Genomic DNA, 24,965 nt, shown 5'->3' on the forward strand with positions numbered 1-24,965 from the left:
GGAGCCCTCCCAATGCACAATCTTCCCAATTTCATTCATCTGCATTTTGACAAGACGGCCGATCAGCTCGGCGATATCGAAAAGCGCGTTCTCAAAAAGGCGCATGAACGCAAAATTATCTCCACCGACATCAATGCCGCCATCTCGGCTGAATCGTCGACCGGACAGCGCCTGGCTGATAGCATTGCCCGGATCGGCGGCTCCTGGTCCTTCATCATCAGCTTTCTCGTATTCCTGGCGGTCTGGTGCGTCGTGAACACCATCCTCCTCACCACAACCGCCTTCGATCCCTACCCTTTCATCTTCCTGAACCTCGTCCTCTCGATGCTCGCGGCTATCCAGGCGCCGATCATCATGATGTCCCAGAACCGGCAGGCCGAACGGGACCGCTTCGAGGCCGCCAAGGACTACGAGGTCAATCTCAAGGCGGAACTCGAGGTACTCTCGCTGCATCAGAAGATCGATATGCAGGTACTCACGGAGCTTTCGATGGTGCGGGAAGAACTTGCCAGGCTGAGCAAGCTCGTCACCGAAAAAGGCGGCGTCTGAGGGTCAGTCGGAGGGGCCGGCCGTCAACAACCCCGGCCGCCCCTGCCGATATTGCGGCAACCCATCGCTGATCTCGTAATAGTCGCCCTTGTCGGCGCAGTAGATGTGATAGGCTATCTCAAGACCGCTCGGCTGGTCGAACAGACCGGCCATGATCGATATTTCATCTGCGCCATCAGCTACCCAGAACAGGGCCGAGCCGCAGGTCTTGCAGAAGCCTCGGCGGGCAAAGGTGCTGGCGCGATACCAGGTGATCGCCTCTTCTCCCTCGATGACGAGATTTTCGCTCGCAACGTTGGTCGCGGCATAATAGAGCCCCGTCTGCTTGCGGCACTGCGAACAATGGCAGGCGACGACCTCGCGCAGCTTGCCGCGTGTTCTGAAGCTTACGCTGCCGCAAAGGCAGGCACCCGTGTGTTCGTCGCGCATCATCGCTCCCCTTGTTTTCAGGCCAGCCTTTCCGAGAACGGCATTCGGGTCAATTTCAAAGAAATGAAGCGTCTTTCAGCCGGATTGATCCGGTCAGCACAAAAGCAAACGGGCCGGCTTTTCGCCGACCCGCTCTGCTATGTCATGGATGCGGCGTCGTTCAGCCGTGCGCGCGCATACGCTTCTCGTCGCGGCCGCCCTTCATCCGCTCGGCGAGCAGGAAGGCAAGTTCCAGGGCCTGGTCGGCATTGAGACGGGGATCGCAATGGGTGTGGTAGCGGTCCTGCAGGTCTTCGGCGCCGACGGCGCGGGCGCCCCCCGTGCACTCGGTCACATCCTTGCCGGTCATCTCGATATGGATGCCGCCCGGATGCGTGCCTTCAGCGCGATGGATCTGGAAGAAGCTTTCGACTTCCGACAGAATGCGCTCGAACGGACGCGTCTTGTAGTTGTTGAGCGTGATCGTGTTGCCATGCATCGGATCGCAGGACCAGACGACCTTGCGGCCTTCCTTCTCGACAGCGCGGATAAGGCGCGGCAGGTTGTCGGCAACCTTGTCATGGCCGAAGCGGCAGATCAGCGTCAGGCGGCCGGCCTCGTTCTCGGGGTTCAGAATATCGATCAGGTTGATCAGGTCGTCCGCCTGCAGCGAAGGACCGCACTTCAGCCCGATCGGGTTCTTGATGCCGCGGAAGTACTCGACATGTGCGTGGTCGGCCTGGCGGGTACGGTCGCCGATCCAGAGCATGTGGCCCGAGGTCGCGTACCAGTCGCCCGAGGTGGAGTCGACGCGGGTGAACGCTTCTTCGTAACCAAGCAGCAACGCCTCATGGCTAGTGAAGAAATCGGTCTCGCGCAGGCTCGCATTGGTTTCGGCGGTGATGCCGATCGCCTTCATGAAATCCATCGTCTCGCCGATGCGATCGGCAAGCTTGCGGTAGCGCTCGCCCTGCGGGCTATCCTTGACGAAGCCGAGCATCCACTTCTGCACGTTTTCCAGATTGGCGTAGCCACCCATGGCGAAAGCGCGCAGCAGGTTCAGCGTCGCAGCAGACTGGCGATAAGCCATCAACTGGCGCTCCGGATTGGGGATGCGCCCCTCTTCGGTGAAATCGATGCCGTTGATGATATCGCCGCGATAGCTCGGCAGCGAGATGCCATTCTGCGTTTCGATGTTCGAGGAGCGCGGCTTGGCGAACTGACCGGCGATACGTCCAACCTTGACGACCGGCAATTGCGCGCCAAAGGTCAGCACAACGGCCATCTGCAGGAAGGCGCGGAAGAAGTCGCGGATCGTATCGGCACCGTGCTCGGCAAAGCTCTCGGCGCAATCGCCACCCTGCAGCAGGAAACCGTTGCCCTCGGCAACATTGGCAAGATGGGCCTTCAGACGGCGGGCTTCGCCGGCAAAAACCAGCGGCGGATAGCTTGCAAGCTGGGCTTCTGTCTCTGCAAGCGCTGCCTTGTCCGGAAAATCCGGCACCTGCTGGATCGGTTTTTGCCGCCAACTGCTGGGTGTCCAATTCTGTGCCATATCACTCACCTGCTTGTGCGCCCGGTCTTGGCCGGGCGTGCCGTCGTCGTAAATAACGCGCGCTTATAAACCTTTGCCGTCCGCTTGCAAAGGCAGGCGAACTACTGTGCTGATCTTTTGTGGCGAGGGGCGAAACTAGCCCAACGAAGCGCGTTACACGCGCTCGCCGTTGCGGATGCGGTAGCTCGGCGAATACATCGTCACCAGTTCTTCCGCTGCCGTCGGATGCACCGCCATGGTGCGATCGAAATCATCCTTGGTGCAGCCCGCCTTCAGGGTGATGCCAAGCAACTGCGCCATTTCACCGGCATCGTGGCCGAGAATATGGGCACCGATAACCTTGCGGTCGGCAGCATTGACGATCAGCTTCATGATCATCTTCTCCGTACGGCCCGAAAGCGTCGCCTTCATCGGACGGAACTGGGCACGATAGACTTCCAGTTCCGGATAGCGCTTGGCGGCATCTTCCTCGGTCAGACCGACCGTGCCGATTTCCGGCTGCGAGAACACTGCGGTCGGGATCAGTTCGTGATCCGGCCGCGTCGGATTGTTCTTGTAGACAGTCTCGATGAAGCACATGGCCTCGTGGATCGCGACCGGCGTCAGCTGTACCCGATCGGTGACGTCGCCAAGAGCGTAGATATTCGGAACGGAGGTGCGCGAATATTCGTCAACGATAACAGCGTCCTGCTCGTTGATCGCAACGCCCGCGGCCTGCAGCCCGAGACTTTCGGTATTCGGCGTGCGGCCAAGCGCCAGCATGACGGTATCGACCGTCAGAACCTTGTCGTTCTTCGTCCGGACGCTGAGGCCACTTTCCGTCTTCTCGACGCTCTGGATGATGTCGTGGCAGAGAATGCGGATGCCCTTCTCTTCCATCGCTTCATGCAGGCCCTTGCGCAGATCCTGGTCGAAGCGCGAGAGGATCTCGGCTCCACGATAAATCAGCGTCGTCTCGACGCCGAGGCCGTGGAAGATGTTGGCGAATTCGACGGCGATATAGCCGCCGCCGGCGATCAGGATTGATTTCGGCAGCTCCTTCAGATGGAAGGCTTCATTCGAGGAGATGCAGAGTTCATGGCCCGGCAGCGCCGTGTGCAGGTTCGGCCTGCCACCCGTCGCAATCACGATGGTCTCCGCCGTGACGGTCTGGCCGGTCTTCAACAGCTTGACCGTGTGGGCATCCACCAGCTCGGCGCGCGTGTCGAAGATCTCAGCCTTGGCATTGTCGAGCCCCTTGCGATAGAGGCCCTCCAGCCGGGCTATTTCCTTGTCTTTCGCCTCGATCAGCTTCTTCCAGTCGAAGGTGCTCTCGCCGACCGTCCAGCCATAGCCAGCCGCATCCTCGAAATGCTCGCTATACTGCGAGGCATAGACGAACAGCTTCTTCGGCACACAGCCGCGAATGACACAGGTGCCGCCATAGCGATATTCCTCGGCAATGCCGACCTTTTTGCCAAGCGACGCGGCGACGCGCGCGCTGCGCACACCGCCGGAGCCGCCGCCAATTACGAAAAGGTCGAAATCAAACGAAGGCATGGATCGCTCCTGTCAGACATGAAAATGCGCGCGAGGCGCCATTGGGGGTCGGCACTCATATAGGGAGCCGAGACATAAAAAGAAAAGCCCGGAATCAATCCGGGCTTCGAATTTGTAACTGCCTGCCGCAGATACCGAAAACATGAAACTCAGCTTTCGGAACAGGTGACGGCGCAAGCCGTTGATTACTGCTTCGGCGCTGTCTGCGCGGCAGCACCGGCATCCGGCGTAATGACCGGCTGCTTGACGACCTTCTGCAGAGCATCGTTGCTCTGGTTTGCGAGATCGCGCGAAATGCCCTGGCTCCAGATATCGGCAGCCTTGTAGAGTTCGCGGGTGGCGAGCGGGCCATCCTTGAGAAGCTTCTTGCCGGCCGCAGAATTGTAGAAATCGGCAATCGCCTTGAGCTCGTCGGCCGAGAAGGCCTTGGCGTAGGTGATGGCGGCTTCACGCTCGAGATCGGCACGACGCGGTGCAAGCGCCAACGCGGTGGCGTCGACGGTCGAGTTGATCGCATCGCCGAAATTCGGATTGGCCTGGATCATCGTGCTCTTCAGCTGCTCGGCGAGGTTCGGCAGGATATTGTCGAACTGGTTGGTGATGCCGAGAGCGTTGATCGCGGCGCGCGCAGCCTTGATCTGATCTTCGGAGACTTCCTGGGCGCTGACCGAGCCGAAGGCAATGCCGGAAAGAAGGATGGTTGCAGCGGCAAGACGGCCAAGACCCGCAAATTTGATCATGAGATGAGTGCTCCTATGTATTGTTCGCCTGCAACGTGCGCGCACCGGCAGGGCCGGCAATGATCGCTTGTGTCGCCATATGGATAAAGAGCCCGTGTTCGACAACGCCGGGAATCGAATAGAGCTCGCTCGACAGCGCCTCTGCATCAGGAATGCGGCCGAAAGATGCGTCGACGATGAAATGCCCGCCATCGGTGACAAAGAGGCTGTCGCCCGCATGGCGCATGTTCAGAGCGCCTGAAAGCCCAAGACGCGATGCAGCCTTCTCGATGAGGATGCGAGTGGAAACGAGGCCGAAAGGATTGACCTCGATCGGCAGCGGAAAGGCCCCGAGCGTCTCGACGACCTTGCTCTGATCCGCGATGACGATCATGCGGGCCGACGAGGCTGCAACGATCTTCTCGCGCAGCAACGCGCCGCCGCCGCCCTTGATCAGGGTCAGTTCGCCATCCAGTTCGTCGGCGCCATCGATGGTGAGATCGAGTTCCGGAAGCTCGTCGAGCGATTTCAACGGCACGCCGAGCTCATTGCAGAGCTTGGCCGTTCTCTCGGACGTGGGAACGCCCTGGATCGAGAGGCCAGCCGCAACCTTTTCGGCCAGCAGGCGAACGAACTCTTCCGCCGTGCTGCCGGTGCCGATCCCGAGCCGCATGCCGCTCTCGACATAAGCAAGCGCAGCTCTCGCGGCCTCGATTTTCATCTGCCGGGCGTCCATGCGCCACCTGCTCCCATTGTTACGTTGGTCTGCTGTTTACACGGCTCTCCGGTCAAACGAAAGCCAAAATAACGGCATGATATAGAAATCCCCGCCCCTTCCGGCCAAGGCTTCTCGGGTGCTTCGGTTGCAATTGCCCGCGCGATCTTTTAACTCCGAAAGACACACTCTTTTCCATGCAAAGGCCGATTCCTCGTGAAATCTCCCCTTGTCGTATTCGATCTCGATGGCACGCTGCTCGACACGCATGCGGACCTGATCGTTAGCCTGAACTATACGATTGCCGCGCTCAAGCTTCCGCCCGTCAGCTATGACGACGTGACGCACCTCGTCGGCAGCGGCGCACAGGTCATGATCGAACGGGCCTGCAAGCTACATGGCTACACGCTCACAGCCGAAGAATTACCGGCCTTGCTGCAGCGCTTCATAACCCATTATTCCGAGGCAATGCCCGGCGCCACGCAACCCTATCCGGGACTGGTTGCCGCACTCACCATGCTGAAGAGCCAGGGCTACAAGCTGGCGGTCTGCACCAACAAGATGGAATCTCTGGCGCGCACCCTGCTCGAACGGCTGGAGCTGACCCATTATTTCGAGGCCATTACCGGCGGCGACACCTTCACGGTGCGCAAGCCGAATGCCGAGCACCTGATCGGCACGGTCGAACGCGCCGGCGGAGACATCGCCCGCACCGTCATGATCGGCGACAGCATCAACGATATCCTCGTCGCCCGCAACGCCGGCGTACCCTCCATCGCGGTCCCCTTCGGCTATTCCGATGTCGGCGTCGAAACACTCGGCCCGAGCCGCATCATCTATCACTACGACGAATTGACGCCCGAGCTGGTCGAGGGGCTGCTGGCAGCCTGATAAATCGATCTTTCCTCAATAAAAAAGGGCGACCGAAGCGGTCGCCCTTTTCTGTTTTATATCAACAAACTCAGATCTGAGCCGTGCGAGCCTTCGAGGTCGCATCGAGCGCTTTCTGCGTGGCGGAATCGCGATCATAGACGTCGTTGAAATACTGGACGACGCCATCCTTGTTCGGCCATGCGGTGAAGTAGGCGATGTAGATCGGGAACTTCTGCGGCACTGAGACGCCCTTGTTCTGGCCGGTCGCGATCTGCTTGGCGACGTCGTCGACCGTCGTGTCGAGCACGGCGGCAGCCATCGCGCGCGGATCGGCAAGGCGGACGCAGCCGTGGCTGAGCGCGCGCATGTCCTTCTTGAAGAAGCTCTTGCTCGGTGTGTCATGCATGTAGATCGCATGCGAATTCGGAAAGAGGATCTTCAGCTCGCCAAGTGCGTTGTCGCTGCTCGGCGGCTGGCGAACCGAAATACTCTTCGTCGAGCCGTACCAGTCGACACTGGACGATGCGACCGCACGCCCACCAACCTCGACCTGATAGCCCATGCGGTCGAGATAGTTCGGGTCGGCACGCAGCTTCGGCAGCATCTCGTTGATGATGATCGACTGCGGAACGCCCCAATACGGATTGAATTCAACCGTCTGCACCTGATTTTCGAAGAAGAAGGTCTGGTGCTGCTTGCTGCCGACGACGACGCGCATCGACAGCTGTTCCTGGTTGTTGTTGTAGTAATAGACCATGAAGGCCGGCTGATTGATGAAGACGTAGCGCGGTCCGAGCTCGTCCGGCAGCCAGCGCAGCTGCTCCATGGCGATGACGAGCTTCTGGATCTTCAGATCGTTGTTCTCGCCGACCATGGCACGAACGGAGGACGGTCCGATCACGCCGTCAGCCGTCAGTCCCTTCTCCCTCTGGAAGTCTTCGACCAGAGACACCAGTTCGGGCGTATAGTCCGGCGTACCCAGATACGCATCGAAGAGATCGGCATGGGCTGCCTTCAGCGCATCAGATCCGCGATGCTGGATCGCCTTGATGATGTTGGCCATTTCCGGCGAGCTGCCGCCCGGCTTCAGGATGCCTGTCAGCGAAATGGAAATGGCGCTGCCGTCCGATCCGGATTCCGCACGCAGCTTGGCGAGCTCCGCCTTCAGCTCCATGAACTGCTGGTTGGATGGGCTGCGGCTGTTCAGATAAGCCCCGACATCCGGGCTGGCGCGCAATACGTCGAGCATCGCCGTCAGGTTGACGTCCTTGCGCTTGAAGTCGTGATAGCCGGAGATCTTGTTCGGGTCGAGACGGCCGCGAACCGTATCCTGAACGAACATCAGCACCTTGGTCGACAGAGCGAGCTCGAACTGCATGAGCGCGCGATCGCGCATGACAGGATCGGCATTTGCCGCATCGGCGCTCGGCAGCGTAACCGCATAGTCAGCAGGATCGAGGCCGACGGAACCGGCATCGGCAAGAACGCCCATTGCCGCCTTCGCTTTGTCGCTGACGGCATGATCGGCAACCCAGAGAAGCGGCTTGCTCTGATCGGCGTAGTAGGCTTCGATCGCCTTGGCGATGTCATTGGTCGCCATAACGCGCGCATCCGCCAGGTAGCGGCGCTGCGAAATCTCGGTATCGACGGCGACCGGCGTCGGCGAGGCGTCGGCAACGGCACCGGTCACTACCGGATCGGCGAAATGCGCAGTCGACACCAGACGCATCTGGTCGGCCTTGTAGGTATAATATTTCGGCGCATCGACCGTCGGCAACGGCTGCTTGACGCGCGGAGGCTGGTCGGCATTCAGCGTCTGCGCCGGATTGACGGGAACCGGAGCCGATACCTGCGTGCTCTGCTGGCGCCCTTGCCCACCACGGATGAAATCCATGAGGGTCATGGCGCTCGCCGAGGTCGCGCCGACGGAGGAGAGGCAACAGGAAAGCGCCAGGACGGATGCTGTGGCTTTGGAGGCAAGTTTCATTCTCTAATCAGTCCCTGTATCGTGCGGTAACTTCGAGCTTGGCGGTGCTGTTTTCAACTCGGCCGCGATGTCTTCGACATCGTATACCCACTACCATGAAAACGGCGAGACCCCGCCTTTCGTTCAATGCCTCAACTTCATGTGACGAAGCAGCGGCGTCTTCGCGGTTCAGTCCACACAAAATTATGAAATTATTGGTTAATCTTTTATTGAATTTTCCGTGACTTTTTAAGCGCCCGAAAATGCGCGTCCGTTAATATATAGGGGGCGTGTTAAAAAGGGCACGCCGCGCTTGCGCGCAAAACATGATTATTACAATCAGCAAATAGCGCTTTGATGTTTTCACGAGCGCCGTTCGGGCCTATATGGCTGCTATCTGTCTCAATGGAAAGCAGGACCAGGAAGATGACGTCCACCCGCACCGAAACCGATACCTTTGGCCCGATCGAAGTCGCCAGCGACCGCTATTGGGGCGCGCAAGCGCAGCGCTCGCTCGGCAATTTCAAGATCGGCTGGGAAAAGCAGCCCCTGTCCGTTGTCCGCGCTCTCGGCATCGTCAAGCAGGCCGCCGCCCGCGCCAACATGGAGCTTGGCCAGCTGGACCCTGCCCTCGGCAAGGCAATCGTCGAGGCCGCGCAGGAAGTCATCGACGGCAAGCTCAACGATCACTTTCCGCTCGTCGTCTGGCAGACCGGCTCCGGCACGCAGTCGAACATGAACGCCAATGAGGTGATCTCCAACCGCGCGATCGAAATGCTCGGCGGCGTCATGGGCTCGAAGAAGCCGGTACATCCGAACGATCACGTCAACATGAGCCAATCGTCGAACGACACCTATCCGACGGCCATGCACATTGCCTGCGCCGAACAGATCGTTCATCACCTGCTTCCGGCGCTCAAGCACCTGCATGCCGCGCTGGAAAGGAAGGTCGCCGACTTCGCCCACATCATCAAGATCGGCCGCACCCATACGCAGGATGCGACGCCACTGACGCTCGGCCAGGAATTTTCCGGCTATGCCGCCCAGGTTGCCTCCTCCATCAAGCGCATCGAGATGACTTTGCCGGGCCTCAGCGAGCTTGCGCAGGGCGGCACCGCTGTCGGAACTGGCCTCAACGCGCCGATCGGCTTTGCCGAAAAGGTCGCGGACGAGATCGCCAAGATTACCGGCCTTCCCTTCGTCACCGCCCCCAACAAGTTCGAGGCGCTGGCTGCTCACGACTCCATGGTCTTCAGCCATGGTGCCATCAATGCGGCGGCGGCGGCCCTCTTCAAGATCGCCAACGATATCCGCCTGCTCGGCTCCGGCCCGCGCTCCGGCCTCGGCGAACTGGCGCTCCCCGAAAACGAACCGGGCTCGTCGATCATGCCGGGCAAGGTCAACCCGACCCAGTGCGAAGCGCTGACGCAGGTCTGCATTCAGGTCTTCGGCAACAATGCCGCCCTCACCTTTGCCGGCAGCCAGGGCCATTTCGAGCTCAATGTCTACAATCCGATGATGGCCTACAACTTCCTGCAGTCGGTCCAGCTGCTCGGCGACGCCGCCGTCTCCTTCACCGACAATTGCGTCGTCGGCATCGAGGCGCGCGAGGACAATATCAAGGCTGGTCTGGAACGCTCGCTGATGCTGGTGACGGCGCTGGCGCCGAAGATCGGCTACGACAATGCCGCCAAGATCGCCAAGACGGCCCACAAGAACGGTACGACGCTGAAAGAAGAAGCGCTGGCGAGCGGATTGGTGTCGTCGGAAGAGTATGACGCCATCGTCCGCCCGGAAACGATGATCGGTCCCAAATAGGCTTGTCACCCCGAATGGTCAGACAGGTCCGTTGACATAACTGCCTGACGGCCCTCTCCCGGCAGACGCGGGGAGAGGAGTCCGCACATTGAATCACGCACCTGCTCCGCGCGTAGATCTGTAGCAACGACCGTCTCGCGAATGCCAATCAGTGAACGAGGTCAGTTCCCGCAAAGCCGCACCTTTTGCTCCCAGTCCGTGGCCTTGATCTCCTTTCTCAGATCGAAATTCACCGCCAACGGAATGTAGTCATCATTCTGGGCAGCCTTGAGATAAGAGGACACGCGCACCGGCCCCGCAGGGATAGGCCCTTTGGCGCAGGCGCCCGAGACCTGGATTGCGACCGAGCCGCTGGTTCGGGGACCGCTTATTTTCGAGCGGCGTGACCGCTCCTGGATCGCCGCAAGCCTTGAGACATCCTCTGGGCCGACCCTCCAGACACTGATCGCAAAGTCCCGCTGCGCCTCCCGATCAAGCGGCGCACGCGAGGAGGCGTCGGTATCCTCAACCAGACCAAAGACATCGACGGTCTCTCCTGCCACACCTTCGGTCTTCGTCGTGATGATCATGACGGCATCGCCGTTACGGAGTGTCAGAATGCTTGGAAGACGCAGACCGACGCGAACATGCTGAAAATCCATCGAAAGGAAATCGAGCCGCATAAGTTTCGGTATGCTGGTGAGCGGCATGGAGGTTAAGCATCCTGCGAGCATCACCGGCAGCACCAGCGAGGCAAGAATCCGCAAGGTAAGTGGCGACGTCATGGTGTAAATCCCGGTTTGACCATACGGATCGATCAGCTTTCAACGAACAAGCGCGGCGCACCGGTTAAGGGGCAAACATTGCCTCAACGTGACGCAAGATTTGGCAGGCAATACCAATTTGGGTTTAGCTCGGTTGCAGGTCTGGCGTTGTCGCAATGGCGGGCAAGAACGGCAGGGAGGCCGGCGGCGCCTGCGAAACATCTGGCATAGCAGCCAAGCAATTGCTTTTGGCGCGAGCCGGATTTAGACCGTCTCCAAACATCTTCCCCGCCCACCCGGCTTGAAAGGTTTCCCACATGGCTGACGATCTATTTCCCCTCGGCGACGACACGACCCCCTATCGCAAGATTTCCGGCGATTATGTTTCCGTCGACACCTTCAAGGGCCAGGAAATCCTGACCGTCGACCCGGAAGGCATCCGACTGCTGGCTGAAACGGCTTTTGCCGACATCAACCACCTGCTGCGTCCCGGCCATCTGAAGCAGCTCGCTTCGATCCTCGAAGACCCCGAAGCCACCGATAACGACCGCTTCGTGGCCTATGATCTGCTGAAGAACGCCAATATCGCCGCCGGCGGCGTGCTGCCCATGTGCCAGGACACCGGCACGGCGATCATCATGGGCAAGAAGGGCCGTCGCGTCTGGACCGAAGGCGGCGATAGCGGCGCGCTCGCCAAGGGCGTACTCGACGCCTACGAGAAGAAGAACCTGCGCTACTCGCAGCTCGCCCCCATCAAGATGTTCGAGGAAAAGAACACTAAGAACAATCTACCGGCGCAGATCGATATCTACGAGGAAGGCACCGACGCCTACGAATTCCTCTTTGTGGCCAAGGGCGGCGGCTCGGCCAACAAGACCTTCCTCTATCAGGGCACACCCTCGCTGCTGACCCACGACCGAATGCTGGATTTCCTGAAAGAAAAGATCCTGACGCTCGGCACGGCGGCCTGTCCCCCCTACCATCTCGCTATCGTCATCGGCGGCACCTCGGCCGAGATGAACCTAAAGACCGTCAAACTCGCCTCCACGCGATATCTCGACTGTCTTCCCACGGAGGGCTCCGAAAGCGGGCATGCCTTCCGGGATCTCGAAATGGAAAAGGAAATTCACAAGCTCACGCAGAGCCTCGGCGTCGGCGCCCAGTTCGGCGGCAAATATTTCTGTCACGACGTCCGTGTCATCCGCCTGCCCCGCCACGGCGCCTCGCTGCCGATCGGGCTTGGCGTTTCCTGCTCCGCCGACCGGCAGGCCAAGGGCAAGATCACGCGCGACGGCATCTTCCTCGAGCAACTCGAGACCGATCCGTCCAAGTACATGCCGGAGATCGACGAAGCCAAGCTTTCGGAATCGATGGTCCGCATCGATCTCAACCGGCCGATGGCCGACATCCTCTCGGAGCTGTCGCAGCATCCGGTCAAGACGCGCCTCTCGCTCACCGGCACCATCATCGTCGCCCGCGATCTCGCACACGCCAAGATCCGCGAACGCCTGGAAAAGGGCGAAGGCATGCCCGAATACCTGAAGAACCATCCGGTCTACTACGCCGGCCCCGCAAAGACGCCGGCCGGCTATGCCTCCGGCTCCTTCGGGCCGACGACGGCGGGCCGCATGGACAGCTATGTCGACCAGTTCCAGTCATTCGGCGGCTCGATGGTGATGCTCGCCAAGGGCAATCGTTCCCGCGCCGTGCGCGAAGCCTGCAAGAAATACGGCGGCTTCTATCTCGGTTCGATCGGTGGCCCGGCTGCGCGCCTCGCGCAGGACTGCATCAGGAAGGTGGAAGTTCTCGAATATCCGGAACTCGGCATGGAGGCCGTCTGGAAGATCGAGGTCGAGGATTTCCCGGCCTTCATCGTTATTGACGACAAGGGTAACGACTTCTTCCAGGAACTCAACCTGGGATAATATTCGCCTCTCCCGATAGAGGACGTAAAAAGGGGCGTTATTAGCGCCCCCTTTGTAAAACTATGCTTAAATTGTAATTATTTTCGAATAGAACTGTAATCACAGAGGATTTCTCATAATCGCCTTCTTAATATTTTCTCAAAGAATCTTTGCATAGATAAAAAAGGGATTTAACCAATACATGTTACGGAGCTCACCGATGAGTACGGCGATTGCGCCCAAGGCGCAAAATCCCGACGTGGCAGGGCAGATTACCTACGCCATGCGATCCATGGGGGTCGCACCTATTCCGCGCAATTACGAACTTTTCTACGAGGCCTATATCGGCTCCAATCCTGCCCTCACTCGTGATTTGGCGGCTCTCGGCAAGAGCGCCACTCAGGAGGAACTGGATGAGATCGGAGCCAAATATTTTCCGCATCATGCAGGCCGTGTCTTCGATGACGCGCACGCACGTCTGACCACGGAACTCGATGCCGTCCTGCGCGCCCTGCGTCAGGAACAGACAACGCTGCAAAGCTACAATCGCCTGCTTGGCGAAACATGCGAAAGCATAAGCTCCCGCAGCCACAACAGCGCCGAGCTTCTGCGCAACGCCATCGACATGCTCGCCGTCGCAACCGGCGACACCATGGCCCATGGCGAGAAGACAGTCGAGAACGTCGTCCAGCGCAGCCAGGAAATGGAACTGGTCCGCAAGGAGCTTGACGAATACAAGCGCATCGCCAACACCGATTCCCTGACCCGGCTTTCCAACCGACGCGCGTTCGAGGACCGGCTGATCTCCATCTTCGACAATCAGCTGACCCGCCCGACGACGGCGCTGGTCCTTGCCGATATCGATCACTTCAAGCGGATCAACGACACGTTCGGCCATCCGGTCGGCGACAAGATCCTTGCGACCGTCGCCTCCATCATTCGCGCCAACGTGCGCCGCGACGTTTTCGTCGCCCGTATCGGCGGCGAGGAATTCGCCTTGGTCATGGAAGCCACCAACGTCGAAGAAGCCACCACCGTTTGCGAGCGAATCCGCCGCACGCTGGAGATGACGCCGTTCAAGAATTCCCGCACCAGGGTCGATTATGGTCCGATCACCATCTCGCTTGGGATCTGCATGGCGTCGGAGGCTATCGATTCGGGCGAATTGTACAACAAGGCCGATCTGGCGCTTTATTGTGCCAAGAACGCCGGCCGCAACTGCAGCAGCGTCTATCAGGACGGCATGCAGAAGGACTTCACCAAAAGTTGGCTCATCTACAAGAATTAGAAGCGAAGCCAACCAACCGCCGGCGCTGCTTTCCCAGGCATGCCGGCGGCTTGCTTACCAGAGCGTCTTGGCCGCCCGCGCCGGCGCCTCGCGATCATAGGTCTCCTGATCAAAATCGGCCTTCGCCGCCTTGAGCATCATGCCCGGCGACGGCAGGCTTGCCGGATCGACGAACCTTTCCGTATTCCAAAGCTCGGCTCGCATCACAGCCCGCGCACACTGGAAATAGACTTCCTCTATCGTGATGACGACAACGCAGCGCGGATACTTGCCATCCATCTCGAAACTTTGCAGCAAGGCCGGCTCGATGGAGACGACCGCACGACCATTGAGCCGCATCGTCGTGTTCGATCCTGGGATCAGAAACATCAAAGCTATCCGCGGATCGCGCACGATATTCTCAAGCGAATCGATGCGATTATTGCCGCGCCAATCCGGCAGACACAGCGTCTTTTCATCTTCGACGCGCACGACGCCGCCAAGATCGCCGCGCGGCGAACAATCCAGCCCTTCGGGCCCGACCGTTGCCAATGCCATGAAAGGCGATGCTTCGATCATACGGCGATAGAGCGGCGTCAGCACGCTCGTCACCTTGGTGATCGAGGCTTCGCCGGCATCCCCGTAGAGCCCCTTCAGTTCTTCGACTGATGTAACGATACGCATGCTACCTTGCGCCTCCAAGTGGCGATTTGTCCAAAAATCCCCAAGCGACGCAGCCCTTGTTATGACGAGCGCCGCAGCGGAGTTCGGTAGAACGATAGCACCGTACCGTCATGATTTTCGAGCGGATTTTCCGTCTCGATCTCCTCGGCAAGAAAGCTCTCGATGGCGCCAAAAACCGGCGCGGCGCTGACGATGCGCCGATGCCCGAAACCATTGGCCCAGAAAAGACGGACGTGTGCCCCCTCGGCGGCATAGGCGCGTGCGTGATCGGCACTCACCTCCTTGTCGTCTTCGGCATGAACGACGAGGACCGGCCGGCCGGGTTCGAGCCTGCCCCGTTTCTCGTCATAGGAAACCAGCGTCCTGCCCGTCACCCGGCGAACCTCGTCTTCCAGCGCCGCCTGCGTCGCCGGCCCAAGCCGCATGATGCGGCCGAAATCCTTGAACAGCCAACCCATGGCGCTCGGCGCACCGATCAGCACCAGCTTGCCCGGCCGGAGCGGATCGACATCGGGCAAAAAGCCCGCGGATGCCAGTGTCAGAGATGCACCGCCGAATGAGTGCCCGATTGCGGCATCGAAGGCGCCGAAGCGGGCCGAGGCGGCTGCGATCGCGGAAACGGCCAGACGTACATTCAGGAACCGCCCATCCGAGCGGCCATGTCCTGGAAGATCGAGCGAGATCACTTCCGCCCCACTATCCGCGAGAAACGCCGCAAGCTCTGACATGTATTCGCTGCTGGAGCCCCAGCCGTGGACGACGAGATACCGCTTTCGCGCGCCCTTCGCGCCGCCATTGAAGCGATAGGCCATGGCGCGGCCGCCTGGAAACGGCAACATAACCTGCTCCGCCGCCAGAAGACGCAGCCTGCCCTCCCTATGCGCCGCTTTGGCCTTTGCACCGCTCGGTCGGCGCGGCGGCGTCAGACAGAAAAGCCGGAAAGCTGCCTTGCCGGCAAGCCGAGGCGACAGCCTTTCCAGACCGGACAGACCCGACCGGGTGACCTTGAGCGCAAAGGATGGCATAGTGGGAATCCAATAATGTTCAACTATGAACAATAAAGTACAACGATGAACAAAAATCAATCCCTTCCCTGGGACCATCCGCGTTTTAGAAGCTGGATCGCCGTGGCGCGCGCCTGCCAGCTGATGCAGCAATCGCTGGCGCGGGAATTGGCGCATCTCGATATCAAGCCGCCGCACATCGACATTCTGATCAACCTGTTTCGCTTCGAGGGTATCTCGCAGCAGGAGTTGGCCCGCAAGCTGCTGGTCGGCCGCTCCAACATGAGCATGCTGCTGCCGCAGATGGAAAAGCGCGGGTTGATCGAGCGTCGCGGCGACAAGCAGGACAAGCGCGTGCTGCGCCTCTATCTGACAGCGGCGGGGCAGCGTCTCACGCAGGAAGCGATGGCGATTCAGACCGCCTTGATCGATCGCATGCTCTCGCACACGCCGATCGAAGAGTGCGAGGCGATGGCGGCACATATGGAACGCCTGGTCGGTCTGCTGATAGCGGAAGAGCGCGAGCGGCCGGAGCCCGTCGGCGATCAGTGATCGCCGGCCGAGCGAGCCGAGGGAACAACCCGGTTCAGAGAAGCGAATTCCCATATTGCGACGACAATGAGCACCGCCGTCGCGAGAATGCCGAGCTGATAGACCACGACCATCGGCAAGGTCAGCAGCAGCAACGCCAGCCCGACGAGCCCCGCCATATGCGACAGCGGCGGTCGGCCCGTAGTCACCCCCTTGAACCACAGGTTTCCAAGCAGGAAGACCACCGGGCCGCCGAGAATGGCGGCGGCGGCATGCATATCGGCGGGGTCACGCGGGTGAGCGAACAGGAATTCGTCACCGACGACGCTCAGCATGATGCCGGCAAGAATGGCGATATGCGCATAGGTAAAGGCCACCCGCGCCATGCTTCCGGGCGTCTCGTCATGTTCGATGCGGTGAGCCGCCCTTTCATGACCGAACTGAAAATAGATCCACCAGAGGGCAACCGTACCCACGAAAGCGGTAATGAACACCGCAACGATCAAGGGCGTGACCGGCTGGTCGGCAAACACCTTTCCCGCCTGCAGAACCGCCTCGCCGAGGCAGATGATGATGAAAAGGGCGCAACGTTCGGCCAGATGGGCGCCGGAGACATCCCAATCGGCGGCCGTCGATTTGCCGAGGCCTGGAACCCGAAATCCGAGTGCCGGAGCCGAATATTCTATGACCAGCGCGATCAGCCAGAGCATGAGCCGCGTCTCGTTTTCCATCAGCGCACCGGCGATCCAGAAAATGCCGGAGAAGATGAACCAGCTGCTGATGCGAAGGAAATTGCGATAGTTCGACTGGCTGGCGTGCCTGAGGGCATAAACCGTGAAGAGCGAACGTCCGACCTGCATGAAAACATAGGCGCCGGCAAAGAAAATCGCCTTTTCACCAAATGCCTCGGGGATAGCGGCCGAGAGGATGAGCCCGGCAAACATCAGCGTGAACAGCATGATACGCACCGGCATACGATCCGGATCGAGCCAGTTGGTGACCCATGCCGTGCAGACCCATACCCACCACACCGCAAAGATCAGCATGATGGCTTCCAGAGCGCCGAGCACCGTGAAATGCTCCGCCAGGGTGTGCGCGAGCTGCGAAATCGAGAACACGAAGACCAGATCGAAGAACAGTTCGACGAAGGAGACCTTGCTCTCGTTCTTGCTGCCCTTGGCGCGAAGCCAGTTTTCCCTACCCCCAAGGATCATGCCTGCGCCCCTCTTTCAGTTGCTGGAGATTGTGCTAGTGCGGCTTTCCGATTGGGTCGCGGCTAAGACCCTTTTCCTTCAGCTCGGTCTCGTAGGCCGAAAAAAGCTCCTGACCCTTCTCTCCGAGCTCGCGCAGATAGGACCATGTGAAGATACCGGTATCATGCATGTCGTCGAATCCGATGCGCACGGCATAGTTGCCAGTGGGCGTCATGGACATGATGCCAACATTGCGCTTGCCCGGCACGGTGACCTTCTGTCCGGGCCCGTGCCCCTGGACTTCGGCCGAAGGCGACAGCACCCTCAACATCTCGGCCGGCAAGTCAAAGCGCGTGCCGTCATCGAATGCCACCACGAGGTGACGGCGGTCTTTCGATACTCGCAGTTCGGTCGGCCAGGCAGTGCTCATCGATATTCCGTGCGTTTCAGAGGCATCGCCGAGAATTATGCCGCTACTCGCCTGTACGCAAGTATAATTGAAAGTCATTTTCCTTGACGCAACAATCGCCTATGCACACATTAGCAGCATGATGGAGATTTGAGTGAATAGCATCGTTGGTACGATAGGCGACGCATCGCCGCTGGCGGCTGATACCGGCCCGATGATCGATCCCTTTGGGCGGGCCGTCACCTATCTGCGCGTTTCCGTCACCGATCGCTGCGACTTCCGCTGCACCTACTGCATGGCCGAGCACATGACCTTCCTGCCCAAGAAGGATCTCTTGACGCTCGAAGAACTGGACCGGCTCTGTTCCGCCTTCATCGCCAAGGGTGCGCGCAAGATCAGGCTCACCGGCGGCGAGCCTCTCGTGCGCAAGAACATCATGTTTCTGGTCCGGAAACTCGGCGAGAGCGTGCAGAATGGGGCGCTCGACGAATTGACCCTGACGACGAACGGCTCGCAGCTCGCCCGTTATGCCGACGAGCTGTATGATAGCGGCGTCCGGCGCATCAATGTCTCGCTCGATACCCTCGATCCCGACAAATTCCATGCCATCACCCGTTGGGGTGACTTCTCCAAGGTCATGGAAGGTATAGATGCTGCCCAGAAAGCCGGGCTGAAGATCAAGCTGAACGCCGTCGCGCTCAAGGGCTTCAACGACGTGGAAATTCCGCAACTGCTGCGGTTCGCGCATGGTCGCGGCATGGACCTCACGGTCATCGAGACCATGCCCATGGGCGAAATCGAGGAGGACCGGACGGACCAGTATCTGCCGCTCTCCGAATTGCGCGCCGATCTCGAGCGTGAGTTCACCCTGACCGACATTCCCTACAAGACGGGTGGCCCTGCCCGCTATGTCGAAGTTGCAGAAACCGGCGGCAGGCTCGGCTTCATCACGCCGATGACGCATAATTTCTGCGAGAGCTGCAATCGCGTCCGCCTGACCTGCACGGGCACGCTCTATATGTGCCTGGGACAGAACGACGCAGCCGACCTGCGCACGACGCTACGCGCGAGCGAGGACGATGCCCTGCTCCATGCCGCGATTGACGAGGCGATCACCCGCAAGCCCAAGGGGCACGATTTCATTATCGACCGCACGCACAACCGACCGGCCGTCGCACGCCATATGAGCGTCACCGGCGGCTAACCCACCGAGAACATCGATATGCAGCTTGAGCTTATTCGCAACGCGACGCTGAAGATTACCTATGGCGGCCATGTTGTCCTGATCGACCCCTATTTCGCACCGCGCCATAGCCTCCCATCCTTTACAGGCCGCTCTCCGAACCCGATGACGGAACTGCCCCAGTCGATCGACGATATCCTTGAAGGCGTCGAGCTGGTGATCGTCTCGCATCTGCATACCGATCATTTCGATGCCGTTGCAAAGGAGCGCGTGCCGAAATCACTGCCGATCCTCTGCCAGCCCGGCGATGAAGACAGTATTGGGGAGGCCGGCTTCACAAATGTCGCGCCCCTCACGCAATCAACAATATGGCAAGGGCTGACGATCACGCCGAGGCAAGGCAGCCATGGCATCGGGCCCGTCGTCGAAAAAATGGGGCCCGTGATCGGCTTTACCCTGGAAGCGTCAGGTGAGCCCACCGTCTATTGGGCGGGCGACACCGTACTTTATCCTCCCGTCGTGGAGACGATCCGGCAAGTCTCGCCCGACATCATCATCACGCATTCCTGCGGCGCACGCTGGGATGGGGATCTGATCGTCATGGACGACCACCAGACGCTGGAAGTCAGCCGCCTCGCCCCGAACGCGACCGTCGTCGCAACGCATATGGAAGCGCTCGACCACGCAACCGTCACGCGGCACGACCTTCGTCAAACGGCGGAGACCGCAAGTGTCGATCCCGCGCGGTTGCTGATCCCTGCCGATGGGGAAACGCTGCATCTCGGTCGCTAGTTCTCCGGCAATTCCGCGAACACCAAAACAGCTCAAACGAAAAGCGCCGGGCCATTGGCCCGGCGCTTTATTTCTAGCTGATCTTCGGATCAATGCAGCTTATGCCGCGCGGTGGCGCGTGCTCGCTGCGCTGTAATCCTCGTAGTCCGCGACGCCGTCGCCGGTGCGGAAGCGATCGATCTTTTCTGAGAGCATGTCGACACGCTGGCGCAGGCCATGGATCTCGGCATTGTTCTCCTCGACCATTGCCGCATTGCGCTGCGTGATCAATTCGACTTCCGAAACGGCGCGCGTCACTTCCTCGATACCCGTCGACTGCTCCGTCGTGGCGGAGGAAATATCCGCGACAAGCCTCTGGACGCCGGTGACATGGCTGATGATCTCGGCCAGCGCCGCACCGGTCTGCTCGACCAGTTGAACGCCATTCTGCACCTGGGCCGAACTTGCCGAGATCAGACCCTTGATCTCCTTTGCCGCATTGGCGCAGCGCTGCGCCAGTTCGCGCACTTCCTGGGCAACGACGGCAAAGCCACGGCCCGCCTCGCCGGCACGCGCCGCCTCGACGCCGGCGTTCAGCGCCAGGAGATTGGTCTGGAAGGCGATCTCGTCGATGACGCCGATGATCGTGGCGATCTTCTCGGAAGAGCGATTGATTTCGCTCATGGCGCCCACGGCCTTGGCGACCACTTCGCCCGATTGCGTCGCATAGGCCTGCGTCTCGTTGACGGAGCTGGCCGTCTGGCGGGCGCGATCGGCGGTCGAACGCACAACGTCGCTGAGGCGATGCAGCGCCCGCGAGCTTTCTTCGAGAGCGGCAGCCTGCTGTTCCGTACGCCGCGCCAGATCGTCGGCCGACATGGCGAGGTTGCCGGTGCCGCCCTTGATTTCCTCGGCCGTGTAGCGAACATCAGTCAGCGTCTCGCGCAGCGCCTCGACCGCATGATTGTAGGTGAAGGCCATCTCCACGAAATCGGCGGAAAGGTCTTCGCGCATGCCTTCTTCCAGATTGCCGTCGGCAAGCTTGGAGAGAACGTCGGCCAACGCATTGAGCGCCTGCTTCTGCTCGGCCTCGATGCGGGCACGCTCGGCGGCACGACGGGCTGCCTCTTCCGCAGAGAGCGCACGGGCGCTTTCCGCCTCGCGCTCCAGCCGGACATTCTCAAGTGCCGCATCGCGGAAGACGCTGACGGATCGCACCATGTCACCGATCTCGTCGCCGCGATTGCGACCGTCGATCGCCACTTCCAGATCGCCGCTTGCAAGGCGCGTCATGACGTCGGCGACACGCTTCAGCGGGCCGCGCAAGGTTTCCACAAGCATCAGGCCGCCGATGATGGCAAGCAGCGTGCCGACGATCATGGCGATGACCGAGACATTGGCCGAACGCTCGCTGTCTTCCTTGCCGAGTTCCTGCGCCTGGGCGACAAAGCCGCGCAGCGAGGTCATCGCATCGGCAAGCAGGCCGTTCGACTGAACCCGCGTCGTCTTCCAGTCGGCCGAGGTCTGCAGCAGGTCGGCCGATCCATTGACCAGGCCGTCGATCAGCGGCTTCGTGTGCGCGGACAAATCACGCATGGTGGCGTTGGTCTGCCCGAGTTCCGAAATTCTGGCGGCAACGGTCTGCAGGTCCTTGAGGTCCGCAAGCACCGGATCACGCGAAGCGGCATCGCGAACGTTTTCCATGCGAGACGCATGCAGCGTCAGACGATCGACAATGCTGAGCGCCTGGTCGACGTGGTCCAAAAGCTCCTTCTGGCCATCGATGATCTTGTCGAGGCTGACGAAACGATCGGCCGCGGTATCGCTGTTTTTGGCCGATTGCAGGGTCATCTCGCCTTCGATCTTCACGAAACTCTGAAGGATCGGCCCCATGGCCTCAACCTTCTGGTCCGGCGTGCCGGAGCCCTTCAAGACCGCATCAAGCTTGTCGGCTGCATCGGAAGCATTCGCAACGAGGCTGGCGCCGCGCTTCGAGACCAGCGCCTTGGAAACGGTCACCTGTTTCAAGATGGCGTCCGCATAGGTGCGCGCATCCGAAATCTCTTCAGTTGAGTCGGCGGCCATCTGCACCTGGATACGCAGATTGCTCATCTTCTCCGACAGGCCCTTATAGGCAGCGGCATCGTAGAGCAGTTCCTTGGCGAAAGTTTCCTTGTCGCTGAAATCCTTGCGGATGATATCGATCTGCTTGCCGGCCGCCTTGGCGGTCGCCTCGATGTTCTGCACGGCCTTCTGGATGGCCTCGACGTCGCTATCCTGTTTCTGACGGATGGACCACAGCGCGGCTTCCTGCGTGCGCATCTTCGCGGCAAGCTCGCTCACCGGCCCGATCTTGGCGCGCTGATCGTCGCTCAGCAATCCGCTCAGGCGAAGCACGCCCCGCTCCTGCGCATCGATCTTGTCGGCCAGACCCTGGCGGGTCTCTTCGGATGGAGATCCCGTGAATTCCTGCAGCGCTGCCTGCAGATTCTCGAAGTCGCTGATATTTTCAATCGTGGCGCGCGTCACGGTCATATGACCGTTCAGAATATTGGCCGTGTGATAACCGACGAGGCCGACACCGGCGATGAGAACCACCAGCGGCACCACGAAAATAAGAACCTTGGTGACAATCCTGCGGCCTTGCAAAAGACGATCAATGAAAAACATGCGGCGCCTCAACTGGATTATTAAAAATCTCCAGCGAAGGCGGGATCGTCATTCCTGCTGCGCTGCGGTAGGTGCTTCTGCCTCATGCAAAACCGCTGCGAGCCTCGGGAAATAAGATTGAATAAGAATTAATCGGCCGCCTAAAACCCCGTCGCATTGCAAAAATTCTACAACCGACGCACCATTTCGCGACCAATGCGCGAAAAACCCCTCATTTTCGTGACAACTCCGCCGCATCGCACAATCGATTTCAACCGCAACCACAGGGCAACCGATTCCAATTTGCGGAAAACAGCGCTAATCCAAATAGGTGTATCGGGGGACTCATATTTCTCATGCGACTGACCAAGAATACGCAGGGCGCACTTCTCATGGCCGTATCCATGGCCGGCTTTTCCTGCAGCGACGCCTTGTCGAAGTCGGTCATCGCCACGATGAACGCGGGCGAGATCATTTTCATCCGCGGGTTATTCACGACCCTTTTCGTCTATCTCCTCGCCCGCCGCATGGGTGCGCTGCGCAGATGGAAGGTCATTCTGCAGCCAATGATTGCGCTGCGGATCGCCTGCGAGGCGCTGGCGGCGATAACCTATATTACTGCCCTTGGAATGATGCCGATTGCCAATGCCTCGGCCATTCAGCAGGCTGTGCCGCTGGCGGTCACGCTCGGCGCGATGATCTTTCTGAAGGAGCCTGTGGGGTGGCGGCGCTGGTCGGCGATTGTCGTCGGCTTCGTCGGCGTGCTCATCATCATCCGGCCGGGCCCCGACGGGTTCAACACCGCGGCTCTCCTCGTCATCACCTGCATGTTCGCGACTGCGGCCCGCGATCTGGCGACGCGCTGCATCGACAAGGAAGTGCCATCGCTGATGGTCACGCTCTGCACCGCTGTCTCCATATCCATATTCGGAGCCTTGAGCATCGCTCCCCTCGGCGGCTGGCAGCCCGTCGAGGGGACAGCGCTTCTTCAGATCCTGCTGGCCTCCGTTCTGGTGCTGATCGGCTATCAGGCTGTCATACTGGCCATGCGCACGGGCGAAATCTCATTCATCGCCCCCTTCCGTTATCTCAGTCTGATCTGGTCGGCTATGCTCGGCCTGATCGCCTTTGGCGAAGTGCCCGATGGATGGGCTGTCATCGGCGCAGTCATTGTCATCGCTTCCGGCATCTATACCTTCTATCGGGAAAGCAAGCGGCGGGCGGCCGAGCCCGTTGCACAGGAATCAAAGCCCCGCGTTCCCGCCTGAGGTCGCAATCATGCCCGGTTTCATCGCCAAACCTGAAGACATTCCCGTTGTGTTGCTTGCAGGCGGCCGATCAAGCCGCATGGGCACAAACAAGGCTTTCGTATCGCTCGCGGGCGAGAGCCTGCTGGCTCGCGTTTCCTCCAAGGTCGCGCGGCAGCAACATAGGCCGATTGCCCTGAATGCGGACGCCGATTGGCCCGATACCTTGGAAATGGCTCTCGTTCCCGATAGAATTCCCGGCAAATTAGGGCCGCTTGCCGGTGTGCTCGCCGCGATGCAGGACACCCTATCGCGCTATCCGCAGGTCTCGCATGTCGCCACAATCCCCATAGATACGCCCTTCTTTCCGCCTGACCTTGTCGCGCGCCTTGCCAACGCCATTCAGGACCTCGATGAGATTGCCATTGCCGTATCGCTCGGCCAGGACCATCCTGTTTTTGGCCTCTGGCCCGTCTCGGCCGCTCCAGATCTGGAGCGCTGGATCGTCTCCGACGAGAAGCGGCGCATCAGGGATTTCCTCGCCCGGCATAACGTCCGGCGGGTCGATTTTCCTGCGATCGAAACGTCGATCGGTGCTCTCGACCCCTTCTTCAACATCAATACGCCAGCTGATCTCGCCGAAGCGAAGACATGGCTGGCAGCTTTGGAAAACATGCCATGACGAACTCCCGCCCCAAGATCTTTGGCATCGCCGGCTGGAAGAATTCCGGCAAGACCGGGCTTGCCGTGCGCCTTGTGACGGAATTCACCCAACGCGGCTATCGGATCTCCACCATCAAGCATGCACATCATGATTTCGACATCGACAAAGTCGGCGCCGACAGCTTCCGTCATCGCGAGGCGGGAGCGCATGAAGTCACCATCGTTTCCGGCACGCGCTACGCCATCATGCATGAATTGCGCGGCGAGCCCGAGCCGAGTTTCGAGGAAATACTCGCGCGTCTCGCCCCTTGCGATCTCGTTCTGATCGAGGGTTATAAGCGAGAGCCCATCCCGAAGATCGAGGCCCGCCGTCTGGAGGCCGCCAAGCGGGAACCGCTTTCTCCGCAGGACCCTCATATCGTCGCCATCGCCGCGGACCATTCAGTTGAGGACGCCGGCTCACTCGCAGTCTTCGACCTCAACGACACGGTTTCGATCGCCGATTTCATCGCCAAGATGGTCGACCTCGGCAAATCGCCGAAATGAAAAGGCCGCCGGTTTCCCGACGGCCCTTC

General features: G+C 60.0%; 23 protein-coding genes. 11 read left to right on the forward strand and 12 right to left on the reverse strand.

Annotation, left to right across the window (positions count from 1 at the left end; translation table 11 throughout):
• Nucleotides 1–12 precede the first annotated feature (12 nt).
• A complete protein-coding gene (locus BJ928_RS24880; protein ID WP_047633036.1) occupies nucleotides 13–549 on the forward strand; it encodes a DUF1003 domain-containing protein in 537 nt (178 codons plus the stop codon).
• 3 nt (nucleotides 550–552) lie between these two features.
• Here BJ928_RS24880 and BJ928_RS24885 read toward each other — a convergent pair whose 3' ends face one another.
• The 5 genes from BJ928_RS24885 to rpiA form a co-directional block, all read right to left on the reverse strand.
• Nucleotides 553–978 (reverse strand): GFA family protein, encoded by a 426-nt coding sequence (locus BJ928_RS24885; protein ID WP_047633230.1) that lies wholly within the window; start codon nucleotides 976–978, stop codon nucleotides 553–555.
• A gap of 160 nt (nucleotides 979–1,138) precedes the next feature.
• Nucleotides 1,139–2,512 (reverse strand): 3-deoxy-7-phosphoheptulonate synthase class II, encoded by a 1,374-nt coding sequence (locus BJ928_RS24890; protein ID WP_047633034.1) that lies wholly within the window; start codon nucleotides 2,510–2,512, stop codon nucleotides 1,139–1,141.
• Between the two features lie 153 nt (nucleotides 2,513–2,665).
• Entirely contained in the window at nucleotides 2,666–4,051 is a 1,386-nt protein-coding gene (gor, locus tag BJ928_RS24895; RefSeq protein WP_047633033.1) for a glutathione-disulfide reductase, read from the reverse strand.
• A gap of 185 nt (nucleotides 4,052–4,236) precedes the next feature.
• Nucleotides 4,237–4,791 (reverse strand): DUF2059 domain-containing protein, encoded by a 555-nt coding sequence (locus BJ928_RS24900; protein ID WP_047633032.1) that lies wholly within the window; start codon nucleotides 4,789–4,791, stop codon nucleotides 4,237–4,239.
• 13 nt (nucleotides 4,792–4,804) lie between these two features.
• A complete protein-coding gene (gene rpiA / locus BJ928_RS24905) occupies nucleotides 4,805–5,506 on the reverse strand; it encodes a ribose-5-phosphate isomerase RpiA (protein WP_047633031.1) in 702 nt (233 codons plus the stop codon).
• Between the two features lie 195 nt (nucleotides 5,507–5,701).
• On the opposite strand from rpiA, the gene BJ928_RS24910 reads away from it, so the two are divergent.
• Nucleotides 5,702–6,376 carry an HAD family hydrolase gene (locus BJ928_RS24910; protein WP_047633029.1) on the forward strand — a complete coding sequence of 225 codons (675 nt, stop codon included), beginning with the start codon at nucleotides 5,702–5,704 and terminating at the stop codon, nucleotides 6,374–6,376.
• A gap of 70 nt (nucleotides 6,377–6,446) precedes the next feature.
• Here the strand turns inward: BJ928_RS24910 and BJ928_RS24915 are convergent, their stop codons facing one another.
• Nucleotides 6,447–8,345 (reverse strand): L,D-transpeptidase family protein, encoded by a 1,899-nt coding sequence (locus tag BJ928_RS24915; RefSeq protein ID WP_047633027.1) that lies wholly within the window; start codon nucleotides 8,343–8,345, stop codon nucleotides 6,447–6,449.
• A 405-nt stretch (nucleotides 8,346–8,750) separates the two neighbouring features.
• Here BJ928_RS24915 and fumC point away from each other — a divergent pair, with 405 nt between their 5' ends.
• Nucleotides 8,751–10,142 (forward strand): class II fumarate hydratase, encoded by a 1,392-nt coding sequence (gene fumC / locus BJ928_RS24920; protein WP_047633026.1) that lies wholly within the window; start codon nucleotides 8,751–8,753, stop codon nucleotides 10,140–10,142.
• Between the two features lie 161 nt (nucleotides 10,143–10,303).
• Here fumC and BJ928_RS24925 read toward each other — a convergent pair whose 3' ends face one another.
• Entirely contained in the window at nucleotides 10,304–10,906 is a 603-nt protein-coding gene (locus BJ928_RS24925; protein ID WP_052227772.1) for a hypothetical protein, read from the reverse strand.
• Between the two features lie 296 nt (nucleotides 10,907–11,202).
• Between BJ928_RS24925 and BJ928_RS24930 the strand changes: the two genes are divergently transcribed.
• Both BJ928_RS24930 and BJ928_RS24935 read left to right on the forward strand, forming a co-directional pair.
• Nucleotides 11,203–12,810, forward strand: coding sequence for a fumarate hydratase (locus tag BJ928_RS24930; protein WP_047633024.1), 1,608 nt, complete (start codon nucleotides 11,203–11,205; stop codon nucleotides 12,808–12,810).
• A gap of 199 nt (nucleotides 12,811–13,009) precedes the next feature.
• Nucleotides 13,010–14,077, forward strand: a complete 1,068-nt coding sequence (locus BJ928_RS24935) for a GGDEF domain-containing protein (RefSeq protein WP_047633022.1) — start codon at nucleotides 13,010–13,012, stop codon at nucleotides 14,075–14,077.
• A 54-nt stretch (nucleotides 14,078–14,131) separates the two neighbouring features.
• Here BJ928_RS24935 and BJ928_RS24940 read toward each other — a convergent pair whose 3' ends face one another.
• Nucleotides 14,132–14,740, reverse strand: coding sequence for a pyridoxamine 5'-phosphate oxidase family protein (locus BJ928_RS24940; protein WP_047633020.1), 609 nt, complete (start codon nucleotides 14,738–14,740; stop codon nucleotides 14,132–14,134).
• Nucleotides 14,741–14,799: 59 nt separating this feature from the next.
• The gene (locus BJ928_RS24945) at nucleotides 14,800–15,765 is read right to left on the reverse strand and encodes an alpha/beta fold hydrolase (RefSeq protein WP_047633019.1); all 966 of its coding nucleotides are present in this window, start codon (nucleotides 15,763–15,765) and stop codon (nucleotides 14,800–14,802) included.
• Between the two features lie 45 nt (nucleotides 15,766–15,810).
• Here BJ928_RS24945 and BJ928_RS24950 point away from each other — a divergent pair, with 45 nt between their 5' ends.
• Entirely contained in the window at nucleotides 15,811–16,296 is a 486-nt protein-coding gene (locus BJ928_RS24950) for a MarR family winged helix-turn-helix transcriptional regulator (RefSeq protein ID WP_047633017.1), read from the forward strand.
• Here BJ928_RS24950 and BJ928_RS24955 read toward each other — a convergent pair.
• Complete coding sequence (locus BJ928_RS24955) at nucleotides 16,290–17,489, reverse strand: low temperature requirement protein A (RefSeq protein WP_047633015.1); 1,200 nt, start codon at nucleotides 17,487–17,489, stop codon at nucleotides 16,290–16,292. The genes BJ928_RS24950 and BJ928_RS24955 overlap by 7 nt on opposite strands.
• Nucleotides 17,490–17,523: 34 nt before the next feature.
• Entirely contained in the window at nucleotides 17,524–17,898 is a 375-nt protein-coding gene (locus tag BJ928_RS24960) for a DUF971 domain-containing protein (protein WP_047633013.1), read from the reverse strand.
• Between the two features lie 133 nt (nucleotides 17,899–18,031).
• Between BJ928_RS24960 and moaA the strand changes: the two genes are divergently transcribed.
• A complete protein-coding gene (gene moaA / locus BJ928_RS24965) occupies nucleotides 18,032–19,081 on the forward strand; it encodes a GTP 3',8-cyclase MoaA (protein ID WP_047633011.1) in 1,050 nt (349 codons plus the stop codon).
• Between the two features lie 18 nt (nucleotides 19,082–19,099).
• Nucleotides 19,100–19,852, forward strand: coding sequence for an MBL fold metallo-hydrolase (locus tag BJ928_RS24970; RefSeq protein WP_047633010.1), 753 nt, complete (start codon nucleotides 19,100–19,102; stop codon nucleotides 19,850–19,852).
• 99 nt (nucleotides 19,853–19,951) lie between these two features.
• Here the strand turns inward: BJ928_RS24970 and BJ928_RS24975 are convergent, their stop codons facing one another.
• Nucleotides 19,952–22,501, reverse strand: a complete 2,550-nt coding sequence (locus BJ928_RS24975; protein ID WP_047633008.1) for a methyl-accepting chemotaxis protein — start codon at nucleotides 22,499–22,501, stop codon at nucleotides 19,952–19,954.
• A gap of 335 nt (nucleotides 22,502–22,836) precedes the next feature.
• Here BJ928_RS24975 and BJ928_RS24980 point away from each other — a divergent pair, with 335 nt between their 5' ends.
• Genes BJ928_RS24980 through mobB form a run of 3 tightly spaced genes read left to right on the forward strand, consistent with a single transcriptional unit; the run spans nucleotide 22,837 to nucleotide 24,936 of the window.
• Nucleotides 22,837–23,748: a DMT family transporter gene (locus BJ928_RS24980; RefSeq protein ID WP_047633007.1), complete on the forward strand. Its 912-nt coding sequence runs from the start codon at nucleotides 22,837–22,839 to the stop codon at nucleotides 23,746–23,748.
• Between the two features lie 10 nt (nucleotides 23,749–23,758).
• The gene (mobA, locus tag BJ928_RS24985) at nucleotides 23,759–24,409 is read left to right on the forward strand and encodes a molybdenum cofactor guanylyltransferase MobA (protein ID WP_047633004.1); all 651 of its coding nucleotides are present in this window, start codon (nucleotides 23,759–23,761) and stop codon (nucleotides 24,407–24,409) included.
• Nucleotides 24,406–24,936 (forward strand): molybdopterin-guanine dinucleotide biosynthesis protein B, encoded by a 531-nt coding sequence (gene mobB / locus BJ928_RS24990; protein ID WP_047633002.1) that lies wholly within the window; start codon nucleotides 24,406–24,408, stop codon nucleotides 24,934–24,936. The genes mobA and mobB overlap by 4 nt, the downstream gene beginning before the upstream one ends.
• Nucleotides 24,937–24,965 lie beyond the last annotated feature (29 nt).

The organism is Rhizobium sp. WW_1, assembly GCF_003610155.1.
Lineage (GTDB): Bacteria > Pseudomonadota > Alphaproteobacteria > Rhizobiales > Rhizobiaceae > Rhizobium > Rhizobium tropici_A.

Bases quoted from the DNA above. Each gene is read 5' to 3' on its own strand.
- BJ928_RS24880 (WP_047633036.1), top strand. From the start codon at position 13: ATGCACAATCTTCCCAATTTCATTCATCTGCATTTTGACAAGACGGCC.
- BJ928_RS24885 (WP_047633230.1), bottom strand. From the start codon at position 978: ATGCGCGACGAACACACGGGTGCCTGCCTTTGCGGCAGCGTAAGCTTC.
- BJ928_RS24890 (WP_047633034.1), bottom strand. From the start codon at position 2,512: ATGGCACAGAATTGGACACCCAGCAGTTGGCGGCAAAAACCGATCCAG.
- gor (WP_047633033.1), bottom strand. From the start codon at position 4,051: ATGCCTTCGTTTGATTTCGACCTTTTCGTAATTGGCGGCGGCTCCGGC.
- BJ928_RS24900 (WP_047633032.1), bottom strand. From the start codon at position 4,791: ATGATCAAATTTGCGGGTCTTGGCCGTCTTGCCGCTGCAACCATCCTT.
- rpiA (WP_047633031.1), bottom strand. From the start codon at position 5,506: ATGGACGCCCGGCAGATGAAAATCGAGGCCGCGAGAGCTGCGCTTGCT.
- BJ928_RS24915 (WP_047633027.1), bottom strand. From the start codon at position 8,345: ATGAAACTTGCCTCCAAAGCCACAGCATCCGTCCTGGCGCTTTCCTGT.
- fumC (WP_047633026.1), top strand. From the start codon at position 8,751: ATGACGTCCACCCGCACCGAAACCGATACCTTTGGCCCGATCGAAGTC.
- BJ928_RS24925 (WP_052227772.1), bottom strand. From the start codon at position 10,906: ATGACGTCGCCACTTACCTTGCGGATTCTTGCCTCGCTGGTGCTGCCG.
- BJ928_RS24930 (WP_047633024.1), top strand. From the start codon at position 11,203: ATGGCTGACGATCTATTTCCCCTCGGCGACGACACGACCCCCTATCGC.
- BJ928_RS24935 (WP_047633022.1), top strand. From the start codon at position 13,010: ATGAGTACGGCGATTGCGCCCAAGGCGCAAAATCCCGACGTGGCAGGG.
- BJ928_RS24940 (WP_047633020.1), bottom strand. From the start codon at position 14,740: ATGCGTATCGTTACATCAGTCGAAGAACTGAAGGGGCTCTACGGGGAT.
- BJ928_RS24945 (WP_047633019.1), bottom strand. From the start codon at position 15,765: ATGCCATCCTTTGCGCTCAAGGTCACCCGGTCGGGTCTGTCCGGTCTG.
- BJ928_RS24950 (WP_047633017.1), top strand. From the start codon at position 15,811: ATGAACAAAAATCAATCCCTTCCCTGGGACCATCCGCGTTTTAGAAGC.
- BJ928_RS24955 (WP_047633015.1), bottom strand. From the start codon at position 17,489: ATGATCCTTGGGGGTAGGGAAAACTGGCTTCGCGCCAAGGGCAGCAAG.
- BJ928_RS24960 (WP_047633013.1), bottom strand. From the start codon at position 17,898: ATGAGCACTGCCTGGCCGACCGAACTGCGAGTATCGAAAGACCGCCGT.
- BJ928_RS24970 (WP_047633010.1), top strand. From the start codon at position 19,100: ATGCAGCTTGAGCTTATTCGCAACGCGACGCTGAAGATTACCTATGGC.
- BJ928_RS24975 (WP_047633008.1), bottom strand. From the start codon at position 22,501: ATGTTTTTCATTGATCGTCTTTTGCAAGGCCGCAGGATTGTCACCAAG.
- BJ928_RS24980 (WP_047633007.1), top strand. From the start codon at position 22,837: ATGCGACTGACCAAGAATACGCAGGGCGCACTTCTCATGGCCGTATCC.
- mobA (WP_047633004.1), top strand. From the start codon at position 23,759: ATGCCCGGTTTCATCGCCAAACCTGAAGACATTCCCGTTGTGTTGCTT.
- mobB (WP_047633002.1), top strand. From the start codon at position 24,406: ATGACGAACTCCCGCCCCAAGATCTTTGGCATCGCCGGCTGGAAGAAT.